The organism is Lyngbya sp. CCY1209 (genome assembly GCF_055795065.1).
In genome coordinates, this window is sequence record NZ_JAYFER010000166.1 from 1 (window position 1) to 11,594 (window position 11,594).

General features: G+C 54.8%; 7 protein-coding genes. 3 read left to right on the top strand and 4 right to left on the bottom strand.

From position 1 onward, the window contains the following. Window positions 1-208: 208 nt before the first annotated feature. From AC0QHF_RS02395 to AC0QHF_RS02405, 3 genes are all read left to right on the top strand, one after another. Window positions 209-1,315 (top strand): fatty acid desaturase family protein, encoded by a 1,107-nt coding sequence (locus AC0QHF_RS02395; RefSeq protein ID WP_324702584.1) that lies wholly within the window; start codon window positions 209-211, stop codon window positions 1,313-1,315. 274 nt (window positions 1,316-1,589) lie between these two features. Further along, window positions 1,590-2,828 carry a PQQ-dependent sugar dehydrogenase gene (locus AC0QHF_RS02400; RefSeq protein WP_324702585.1) on the top strand — a complete coding sequence of 413 codons (1,239 nt, stop codon included), beginning with the start codon at window positions 1,590-1,592 and terminating at the stop codon, window positions 2,826-2,828. 347 nt (window positions 2,829-3,175) lie between these two features. Further along, window positions 3,176-4,525 carry a serine/threonine-protein kinase gene (locus AC0QHF_RS02405; RefSeq protein ID WP_324702586.1) on the top strand — a complete coding sequence of 450 codons (1,350 nt, stop codon included), beginning with the start codon at window positions 3,176-3,178 and terminating at the stop codon, window positions 4,523-4,525. A gap of 90 nt (window positions 4,526-4,615) precedes the next feature. Here the strand turns inward: AC0QHF_RS02405 and topA are convergent, their stop codons facing one another. The 4 genes from topA to AC0QHF_RS02425 form a co-directional block, all read right to left on the bottom strand. Continuing rightward, on the bottom strand, window positions 4,616-7,297 hold the full coding sequence (gene topA / locus AC0QHF_RS02410; protein WP_324702587.1) for a type I DNA topoisomerase: 2,682 nt from the start codon (window positions 7,295-7,297) through the stop codon (window positions 4,616-4,618). A gap of 556 nt (window positions 7,298-7,853) precedes the next feature. Continuing rightward, a complete protein-coding gene (gene eno / locus AC0QHF_RS02415) occupies window positions 7,854-9,137 on the bottom strand; it encodes a phosphopyruvate hydratase (RefSeq protein ID WP_324702588.1) in 1,284 nt (427 codons plus the stop codon). 137 nt (window positions 9,138-9,274) lie between these two features. Next, window positions 9,275-10,069, bottom strand: coding sequence for a dienelactone hydrolase family protein (locus AC0QHF_RS02420; RefSeq protein ID WP_324702589.1), 795 nt, complete (start codon window positions 10,067-10,069; stop codon window positions 9,275-9,277). Between the two features lie 260 nt (window positions 10,070-10,329). Next, entirely contained in the window at window positions 10,330-10,956 is a 627-nt protein-coding gene (locus AC0QHF_RS02425; RefSeq protein ID WP_324702590.1) for a ribonuclease D, read from the bottom strand. Window positions 10,957-11,594 lie beyond the last annotated feature (638 nt).

Here is an 11,594-nt window from a genome sequence, read left to right on the forward strand (position 1 = left end):
ATTTTGGTGTCGCTACAGTTGTGCGATCGTACCCTTGCACCATCGGGACGATTGTCGGAACTTGGGGCTATTTCGACTCACCGCAGTGGCGTCCCGCTCGAAAATTATGCGAAAATCTTAATTTTTATTTAAAATCGAGGGGCTTTTCCGTTTTTTTTGCTATGAATGTTATAATTATGTTTCTCCTGAAAAATAAACAGCCGGTTTAATGCAATCAACAAGTTCAAAAGTTACTTTTGGAAAAAGTATCGGGTTTCGCAAAGAACTGAATCGCCGCGTCGAGGCCTATTTTGAGGCGGAGAATATTTCTCCCCGCGACAATCCGGCGATGTATTTGAAGACGGCAATTATTGTTGTTTGGGTGGTTTCTGCCTGGACATTTGTCATTTTCGGGCCGGATGTGACCTGGATGAAGTTGGCGGGTTGCATCGTTTTGGGGTTGGGGGTTTCGGCCGTCGGCTTCAATATCAGCCACGACGGCAACCACGGCGGTTATTCCAAATACGGGTGGGTGAATTATCTGTGCGGGTTGACCCACGATGCGATCGGGGTTTCGAGTTATTTGTGGAAATTTCGCCACAATGTTCTCCACCATACCTACACGAATATTTTGGGGCATGACGTCGAAATTCACGGTGACGAACTGGTGCGGATGTGTCCGAGTATGGAACACCGCTGGTATCATCGTTACCAACATTTTTTCATCTGGTTTATTTATCCGTTTATCCCCTACTATTGGTCGATCGCGGACGTGCAAACCATGCTGTTCAAGCGGCAATACCACGACCACGCTATCCCCAAACCCAGTTGGGTTGACATCGCCACTTTATTGGCGTTCAAAGCTTTCGGAGTCGCGGTGTTTTTACTGATTCCGATCGCCGTCGGTTATTCCCCCTTGGAAGCCGTGGCGGGTGCGACCATCGTCTACATGACCCACGGACTCGTTGCCTGCGTCATTTTCATGTTGGCCCACGTCATCGAGCCGGCCGAATTTTTCGACGTGAATCACTTGAATATCGAGGACGAATGGGCGATCGCTCAGGTTAAAACGACCGTCGATTTCGCCCCCAAAAACCCCATCATCACTTGGTATGTCGGGGGGTTAAACTACCAAGCCATCCACCACCTATTTCCCCAAGTCTGCCACATCCACTATCCCAAAATCGCCCCCATCGTGGCGGAAGTGTGCGAGGAATTCGGCGTCAAATATGCGGTTCACGAGACATTTTTCGGCGCCCTGGCCGCCAACTATCGCTGGCTGAAGAAAATGTCCGTCGCTCCCCGATCTGAAGCGATCGAACAGTTGACCGCTTAATCCTGTGGTGCATCTAAAATTCGGGGCGCAAGCCTTGCGCCCCTACCTTGCTGCGATACGATCGAATCCCCCGCCGTAGCCCCGATCAAAAGTTGGTTTGAGTCGATTTCGGTGTCGCCAAAGTCGTGCGATCGCTGGGACAGGATTATGGTAAATTTGCAGAGAAAAGAGCGAACAGGTAGCGTAGAGTCGCCCACTCAGGCCAGGCTTCAGGATCGTAATGTCCCCCAAACCGACCGATCTTTCACCCAAGCTGCCCATAGGAGGGATGACGATGCCCCAATTTCCGTTGCGCTTCATCGCTGGAGCCTTGATGGCCGGATCGATGGTGATGAGCTGTGCTGCAACTGATTCGGAGCCCGCCACCTCTGCACCCGATGACACGGCAGTGGCGGCTTCACAGGAAACAACGGTCGAAGATGCCGCGCCAACTGAGCCCGCGATCGCCCGATCCCCCAACGAACTGTCGCCCACCATTGTGACGGAAGGGCTGGAGCATCCCTGGGGCATGGCATGGCTACCGGACGGCACCATCATGATTACTGAGCGACCGGGGCGCGTGCGACTGCTGCGAGACGGCACCCTCGACCCCAACCCGATTCCAGGCGTCCCCGATGTGTTCAATCAAAATCAGGGCGGCCTGATGGATATCGCCCTACATCCGCAGTTTGGGGAAAATCAATGGGTCTATTTCACCTATTCCGAAGGGACGGCATCAGCCAATCAGACGCAGGTGGCGCGAGCCCGCTTTGACGGCACTCAATTCTCTGACTGGACGGTCATTTTTAGTGTGAATCGTGCCAAGTCGGGGGGCCAGCATTTTGGCTCTCGCATCACTTGGCTACCCGACGACACGATGCTGGTTTCCATCGGCGATGGCGGCAATCCGCCCATTGAGCTAGAGGGTGAGTTGATTCGCAATCAGGCGCAGGAATTGGGGAGTCATCTGGGCAAGGTTGTCCGCCTCAATGACGATGGTTCGGTGCCGGCAGACAATCCCTTTGTCGATACGGCGGGGGCGGAACCTGCCGTGTGGAGCTACGGTCATCGCAACATCCAGGGGCTCACGGTCGATCCCGACACGGGGCAGGCGTGGGCAACAGAGCACGGATCGCGGGGGGGCGATGAGTTTAATCGCCTGCAACCGGGCGAAAATTATGGCTGGCCGGTCGTTACCCACAGTCGCGAATACTCGGGCGGGGAGATCTCGTCAGAGCGATCGCGCCCCGGCATGGTCGATCCCCTAGTGGTATGGACGCCCGCGATCGCCCCATCGGGATTGCTCGTCTATCGGGGCGATCGCTTTCCCCAATGGCAGGGCGACCTGTTTGCGGGCGGGCTCGTCTCCCAGGATGTGCGCTATCTTGATGTGGATGAGTCGGGCGCAGTGGTCAACGAAATCCCCATTGCCATCGGGCAACGGGTGCGGGATGTGCGCGAAGGCCCCGACGGACTGATTTATGTGCTAACGGATGAGCCTAACGGGCGTCTGGTACGGCTAGAGCCGGGATGATGTGGCGACATCTGTAATTCAACTGCTGAGGTGGGTTACGGCGGATTTATAGCAATAGTAGGGTGGGTTAGGCGCGGCCGTAATTTTTCGGAAAAACCCACAACTTTCCATCCGCGCCGTAACCCACCATCAAAATTAAAAATTAAAAATTCAAGATTTTATAGGTGGGGTGACAACAGTAAAATAGTGCTGCGACACACCTTAAACGGTGGGTTACGGCGGATTTCTAGATGGTTGTCACAGCATGGATTTCAGCCGCCTAACCCACCCTACCTTAAAGCATTATTTTAGCCATGTCGGTCTACTACTGGATGATAGAATGGGAATAAATTCCCGGTTTTGCGTCTATGCGTCAATGCCTGAACCCGGACTGCCTCCGATCCAACCCCGACAATTCCCAATATTGTCAGAAGTGCGGTGGCAAATTACTCCTGCGAGAAAGATATTATCCCCAGTCAATTTTAGGTCAAGGCGGTTTCGGTCGCACCTTTCTGGCGATCGACGAAGATAAACCCTCGAAACCGTTTTGCGTCATCAAACAGTTTTTGCCCCAGGCACAAGGGACGGACAATATTGAAAAAGCGTCCCAGCTATTTTACCAAGAAGCGGAATGTTTGGAGGACTTGGGAAAACATCCGCAAATCCCGGAGTTGTTCGCTTATTTTATTTCGGATAATCGGCAATATTTAGTCCAAGAATTTATTCCCGGAGAGACGCTAGAATCCGAATTAGATCGACATGGCGTTTTCTCCGAACGGCAGATTCGAGAATTATTGTCAGATTTATTAAAAATTTTGCAATTCGTCCACGCTAAAAATGTCATTCATCGGGATATCAAACCCGATAATATCATTCGTCGTAGCGCCGATCAAAAATTAGTTTTGGTCGATTTTGGTGTCGCCAAAGTCGTGCGATCGCACCGTACAAAATTCGGGACATTGATCGGAACTCCGGGCTATTGCGCCCCCGAACAAGCGATGGGACAACCGCAATTGAACAGCGATCTTTATAGCTTGGGGGTGACGTGTTTGCACTTGCTAACTCGGGCGATTCCGTCGGATTTTCCCGATTCCGAAGAAGGATGGATTTGGCAAAATTTTTTACAAGGCAATTCGGTCGATCGCGAGTTGGAAAAGATTTTGGATCGGTTGGTAGAACGGGATTTCGGCAAACGCTACCAGTCCGCAACAGAAGTTTTGGACGATTTGGAACCCGTCACCCCCCGCCGCTATCAACGCTTGGAGAATCTGTTGGCGATCGCAAAATGGCGAGAAGCGGACGAAGAAACCACCCGGCTGATGCTGCAAGTGGCGGGACGAAAAAACGAAAGATGGTTGAGGGTAAAAGATATCGAAAATTTTCCCTGTCAGGATCTGCGAGTGATCGATCGCCTTTGGGTGAAATATAGCGGGGGACGCTTCGGCTTTTCGGTACAGAAGCAAATTTATCAAAGTCTGGGAGGCGCGAAAAATTATAATGAGAAGATCTGGGAATCCTTCGGCGAAGCCGTGGGATGGAAAGTGAAAGATCAATGGATCAAGTACAAACGCTTGACATTCGACTCCACCGCCAAAGAGGGACACTTACCGTATGGTATCCCCGGAGAGACGTATGGAATTTTATGGTTGGTCGATCGCCGATGGGTTTGGGGACCCGACTTTTTCGCTTTGATATCAAGACTTGCAGAATGTAATTGACTCCCTCCTTCTTCTCTCCGTGTCCTCTGTGCCTCTGTGGTTAATCAAAAAATTGAGGGCACCAAACCCGGTGCCCCCAATTACGATCGCCTATTCCGTCTTCTTCTTCCGCGTACTCGTCTTCCGAGTCGTGGACTTCTTCGTTGTCGAACTACTGCGAGATTTCGATTTCGTCGATTTCGATTTCGTCGATTTCGATTTCGACTTAGAACTCGCCTTCGCCGCCAACCATTCCAACGCCTCCTCCAACGTCACATTTTCCATCGGTTTATCCTTGGGAATAGAGGCATTAGTGCGGCCGTGTTTCACATAAAGACCGTAGGGGCCGTTGTAGATATTGACGGGTTCCTTATCCTCCGGATGTTCCCCCAATTCCCGCAGGGGTGTCGCCGCCTTTTTGGAACCCCGGCGGCCCGGTTTCGGTTGGGCCAGGAGTTCCAGGGCGCGATCGCACGAAATCGTCAACACATCATCCGGTGCCTTAATCGACCGATAATCCTTGCCCTCCTTCGCCTCGTGGACCACATAGGGGCCATAACGACCGATCGCCGCCTTAATTTTCGCCCCCGTCTCCGGATGCAGCCCCAACACCCGCGGCAGGGACAACAGCCTCACCGCCATGTCCATCGTCACCGCATCCTTCTCCACCCCTTTCGGCAAAGACACCCGCTTCGGCTTCTTATTGGCTTCCGACTCTTCCCCCAACTGGACATAGGGGCCGTAGGGGCCGATGAGCACGTAGATGGCCTCCCCCGTCTCCGGGTGCAACCCCAGCTTTTCCGGGCCCTCCGTCTTCTGTCCGATCAACTCCTGAATCAACTCCGGCGTCAGGTCGGCGGGGGTCAGGTCTTGGGGAATGGAAGCCGTGACGGTTTCCTCGCCCTTCTGAGCCTCGACGTAGGGGCCGAACTTGCCGATACAGAGGCGGTAGGTCATGCCATCGGACCCTTCCCCCAAATTCTCCAACTCGACAGTCCGGGCTTCCTTGCTGTCGATCTGGCTTTCCTGTTCCTTGACCTGGTGTTCGAGTCCCGTATCGCCGGAGTAAAAATCCCGCAGGTAGGGCAGCCAGTCCGCCTGTCCGGTGGCGATCTCGTCCAGGGTATTTTCCATGCGGGCCGTGAACCGGAGATCCACCAAATCCGGGAAATATTTTTCCAGCAGGGTGCTGACGGCGAAGGCGGTGAACGTCGGGACCAGGGCGTTGCCCTTTTGCTGGACGTAGCCGCGATCGATAATCGTGCCGATGACGCTGGCGTAGGTACTCGGGCGCCCGATGCCCTCGCTTTCCAGGGTTTTCACCAGAGACGCCTCGGTAAACCGGGCGGGGGGTTGGGTTTCGTGTCCGATCGCCTCGATTTCCTTGCAATTCGGGCGATCGCCCACTTTCAACGGCGGCAGCGGCACCTCCTGATTTTCCAAAGCCGCATCGGGATCGTCGGACCCCTCGACGTAGGCCCGCAAAAAGCCGGGGAAGTCGATCCGCTTCCCGGACGCCCGGAACCCGGCCTCTTCCACCTGCAAATCCACGGAAATGTTGGTTTGGCGGGAGTCGGCCATCTGGCAGGCGACGGTCCGCTTCCAAATCAGATCGTAGAGTTTCAGGTCGTTGCCGCCGAGATTCGTCTCCCGGGGGGTGCGGAAATAATGTCCGGCGGGGCGGATGGCTTCGTGGGCCTCCTGGGCGCCCTTGCTTTTGGTGGTGTACTGGCGGGGTTTGGGGCTGAGGTACTCTTTGCCGTATTTGCTCTCAACGCAGGCTCTCGCCGCCGCGATCGCCTGTTCGGACAGGTGCACGGAGTCCGTCCTCATGTAGGTGATGAAACCGCGCTCGTAGAGCCCCTGAGCCACCTGCATGGTCTGGCGGGCGCTCAGTCGCAGTTTGCGGTTGGCTTCCTGTTGCAGAGTGGAGGTGGTGAACGGCGGCGCCGGTTTCCGGGTCGAGGATCGCTCTTCGATATTGGTGACGGACCAGGGTTTGCCCGCCAGTTTATCCTTCAGGGCCTCCGCCTGGGCTTCGTCGAGCAAAACGACATTGCGCCCCTCGGCGATGCGGCCCGTGGTTTCGTCGAAATCGCTGCCGGTGGCGACCCGCACGCCGTTGACAGTGATCAATTTGGCGTCAAAGTCGGTTTTCGCCTGTTCCAGCAGGGCTTTCAAATCCCAGTATCCCCCCTGGCGGAAGGCGCGGCGTTCCCGCTCCCGGTTCACCAGCAGGCGGACGGCGACGGACTGCACCCGGCCCGCCGACAGACCCCGGGAGATTTTTTTCCACAGCAGGGGCGAGAGGGTGTACCCGTAGAGGCGATCGAGGATGCGGCGGGTTTCCTGGGCGTGGACCAGTTGTTCGTCCACGTCCCGGCAGTCTCGGAGGGCTGCGAGGATGGCCTCTTCGGTGATTTCGTGGAAGACCATCCGCCGGGTCGGGATTTGGGGGTTGAGCACCTGCAACAGGTGCCAGCTAATGCTTTCCCCCTCCCGGTCTTCGTCGGTGGCTAGAATCAGCTCCTGAGCCTGTTTGAGGGCTTTTTTCAGTTCTTTGACGGTTTTTTGCTTGTCTTTGGGGACGACGTAGATCGGCTCGAAATCCCCTTCGACGTTGACACCGAGTTGCGCCCACTTTTGTCCTTTGAATTCTTCTGGGATTTCGTCGGCGGAGGGGGGCAAATCGCGCACGTGACCCATCGAGGCTTCCACCTGATAGTCATTGGGCAAGAAATTGCGGATGGTGCGGGCTTTCGTGGGAGATTCAACGATCACTAAGGTTGACATGGCAGCTTTCTGGGATAGCAGCGAATTGGGATCTGTGTTTGGAGGGTTTGGCGGGTTTAATCGATAGCCCGACCCCGATCCCTCCGGATGGGGGGACTAGCCATCGGTGAGGAGAGACGACGATTCCATGGCTCGGCTCCAAAACATCACTTAATTTCAAAACTATCTCACTTTTTCAATATCTGCCAAAGTTCACCTTATATTTGTGGGGAGTCGGGAGTCGGGAGTCGGGAGTCGGGAATGGGGAGATGGGGGGCAGGGGAGGCAGAGGGGGCAGAGGGGGCAGGGGAGGCAGAGGGGGCAGGGGAGGCAGAGGGGGCAGAGGGGGCAGAGGGGGCAGAGGGGGCAAGTTGATATCAGATCTCTACAAACTCCCCAATCATCTGAAGATGATTTTTGCTTGTAGGGGCGCAAGGCTTGCGCCCTCGGGAATTGATTCCCAAGCGGTTTGGGTGTTCCACCCGTTTCTCTTCCTCTGCTTCCTCTGCTTCCTCCGCTCCCTCCGCTTCCTCCGCTTCCTCCGCTCCCTCCGCTTCCTCGGCCCCCACACCCCAATTTACCGTTTCGGTCCGAAGCCGACGGTTCCGGCGTAGATGGCGCGATCGCCCAATTCGTCTTCAATTCGCAATAAGCGGTTATATTTGGCGATCCGCTCGCTGCGGGACAGGGAACCGGTCTTGATCTGGCCGGCGACGGTGGCCACGGCGAGATCCGCGATCGTTGTATCTTCCGTTTCCCCGGACCGGTGGCTGATAACGGAGGTGTAGCCGTTCCGCATCGCCAGATTGACGGTTTCCATCGTTTCGGTCAAAGACCCGATCTGGTTGAGTTTGATCAAAATGGAGTTCGCCACTCCGCTTTCGATGCCTTTTTTGAGGCGGATGGGGTTGGTGACGAACAAATCGTCGCCCACCAGTTGCACTGTAGAACCCAATTTATCGGTCAGCGGCTTCCAGTTGCCCCAATCTTCCTCCTGCAGGCCGTCCTCGATGGATAAAATCGGATACTGGCCGCACAGGTCACTCAAATAGTTGATCAGGTCATCCGGCGTCTGGGGCTTGCCGTCGTAGACGTAGCTGCCATCTTTGTAAAATTCGCTCGACGCCACGTCCAGGGCGAAGGCGACCTGATCTCCGGGTTTGTAGCCGGCCATTTCGATCGCCTGTATTAAAATCTCCAGGGCTTCTTTGTTCGAGCCCAGGTTGGGGGCATATCCGCCCTCGTCCCCGACTCCCCCCAGCAGTCCCTTTTCTTTCAGGACGTTACTCAGGGAGACGAATACTTCCGCACCCCAGCGCAGGGCCTCTTTGAAACTGGACGCGCCGATGGGGACGATCATAAATTCTTGGAAGTCCACGTTGTTGGCTGCGTGGGCGCCCCCGTTGATGACGTTCATCATCGGGACGGGGAGGAGGTTAGCCGCGGTGCCCCCCAGATAGCGATAAAGCGGCAAGCCGACACTGGCGGCGGCGGCTTTGGCGGTGGCGAGGGAGACGCCCAGGATGGCGTTGGCGCCGAGGTTACTCTTGTTGTCGCTGCCGTCGAGTTCGATCATTTTGGCATCGATCGCACCCTGTTCGAGGGCGTCCATGCCGCACAGGGCCGGCGCCAGGGTTTCGTGGGTGTTTTTGACGGCGGTGAGGACGCCTTTTCCGCCATAGCGACTTTTGTCGTCGTCCCGCAGTTCGCAGGCTTCAAATGTCCCGGTGGAGGCGCCGCTGGGCACTTGGGCCAGACCCATCGCACCGTCGGCGAGGTAGACTTCCGCTTCCAGGGTGGGGCGGCCGCGAGAGTCGAGGATTTCTCTGGCTTTGATTGCTGTGATGTCGGTTCCTGGCATATCTTTCCTCACGTTAACGAGTCTTAATTTAAAACTAAACGGGCGAAGTTGTGGAGCTTCGCCCGCTTTTTACAGACACCATGACCGAGTTTTAGAATAAGCCATTTTGACAATTTCGGATTCGGTGTTAACGATATCTACGGATTTCCCCCCCGCAGGCGATCGCGAAAAAATTCCAAAATTCGCTCGAAGGCTTGCCGGGTGGGGTGTCCGGGGCGATCGCAGTAGTGGACCGTGAGGGTGGCGTGGGCCGATTGCGGGATATTGTGGGGATTTCCTGACGAAGAGTCGATTTCGATGGTTTCCACCCCCTCCCCGAATTCTTCTCGCAGCCTGACAAACCGTTCGGCGGGACAGGTTCCGTCCTCGGAAAACCGCAGGGCAAGAATCCGTTCGCCGCGATCGATTTTTTCCTTAATTTTCGCCCGCTGGGTGTCGGAAATTCCCAGATCTCGCTTATGTTCTTTGCTAATGGGAAAGGGCAGGGAGGGCTGGCAGGCGACGGGGGCGATCGCCGTTTCGTCCGCCATCAGGGAGAGTACGAATCCCCCCGTCAGGCACATTCCGATCGCCCCCACGCCGGAACCGCCGCAGCGTTTTTTGACCTCCCCGCAGAGCGATCGGAGCCAGTCGGTAATCGGGCTCGATTCCCCTTTTGCGAAGCAGGAAAATTCCCGACTCAGGCACACTTTCGCCGCGTAACCCAACGTCTTCGGAATCGAGAAAGGTTGATTCGCCTCCCCCAACAGCAGGGGCATGAAAACGGTAAATCCTGCCGCCGCGATGCGGTTTCCCAGATCCACACATTCGGGGATCATCCCCGGCAATTCGTGCATCAAAATCACCCCCGAACCGGACCCCCGAAAATAGACGGGGCGGGTGTCGCCGTCGGCGGTAAAATCAAATACAGAAAATCCGTCAATTGGTTTCATTTTTTGGGTGCTATGAGAAGATGTTAAAACAGTCCGAAATTTTAACCACTCCAGGCACGGAGGAACGCAGAGGGAGAATTTGTCCAAACCCCAATGTGTACGGCATATTGTCTCGCCCCCAAACCCCCAATTCTGGGGGCTTTGATCGTCTCGCCCCCAAACCCCCAATTCTGGGGGCTTTGAATGGGTGAGAGATGGGCGAATCATTTGATCCGACGATCGACCGAGTGATTTCATTTCCCTAGCCACTCTATATTAACTTAATGATGCTCAAAAATATCCTTAAAATGCATCAAATCCAACGTGACAATCGTGGGCAAACACCGGAAACAGTCCAGGGCCAAATCGAGGCGTTCTTCCCGTTCCAACATCCCCATCAACTTTTGCCGCGCACTCAGCAGGTGCCGCACGTCATTGGCGGCGTAATTCAGTTGGCTTTCCGACAAATTCGCTGCATTGCCCCAGTCGGAACTTTGGGAGGATTTATCCAGTTCCACCCCTTCGAGTTCCGCGACCATATCTTTCAACCCGTGTTTGCCGGTGTAAGTCCTCGCCAATTTGCTGGCAATTTTAGTACAAAATACGGGATCGACGTGAATCCCCAGATGGTAGCGGAGGGCCCCCAAATCGAAGCGGGCAAAGTGAAAAACTTTCGTGATTTGGCTATTTTCTAACAGGGCTTTTAAATTCGGAGCCTCCCGCTGCCCCCGTTCGACGCGGATGGCGGAAACCCGACCCTTCGGGTCGCAAATTTGCACCAGACACAGGCGATCGCGCCACGGCAACAACCCCATCGTTTCCGTATCGACAGCCAGGGCATCAGCCGTCAAATAGTCGGACAGCAGTTCGTCGGAAAGGTCGCGATCGCACACCTGAAAATCGGTCATCATTAACCCCATCGGAGACAAACAATTCGGGAAAATTATACCATACAAAGTCACGGCTGACAATTCCCCGGGTGGGTATCGGGTGAGAATGAGAAAGCGGGTTTCTTGTCACCCTGCTTTCTCGCCCCAATAACACCCGCTGGGAAATCAATTTCCCAGCTAATAGCAAAAATCCTATCAAGAGGATTAGAACAAAATTAGAACGAGCAGATCGGAGTCACTGATTCCCATCAAATCCGGATAATCAGTTATCCGAACGGACTCATTTTTTGAGTTGCAAAATCTCCCCAATCATCTTTAGATAATTTCGGCTATTATAGCGCTGTGCGCGGGAGTCGAGAATCGAGAGTCGGGAGTCAGGAAAACTCAAAGCCCCTCTGAATCGAGGTTTTGAAGTTTTTTGGATCTCCTCGATTTGTCAACACACGAGCGCGATACTTGCGATCACTTGGGAATTAATTCCCAAGACGAAAGCGGGTATTTAACCGGATGCGATATTAGGTAGAAACTTACGGCCCCAGTGATAGCGTTTCTCCAGCTTAGGTTTCGGCTGATACTTTATCTTGTCCCCCCCTTATCAAGGGGGGCTAGGGGGGATCGAATTACAAATTAGGAGAAACCATGTCCCAATTCACCTC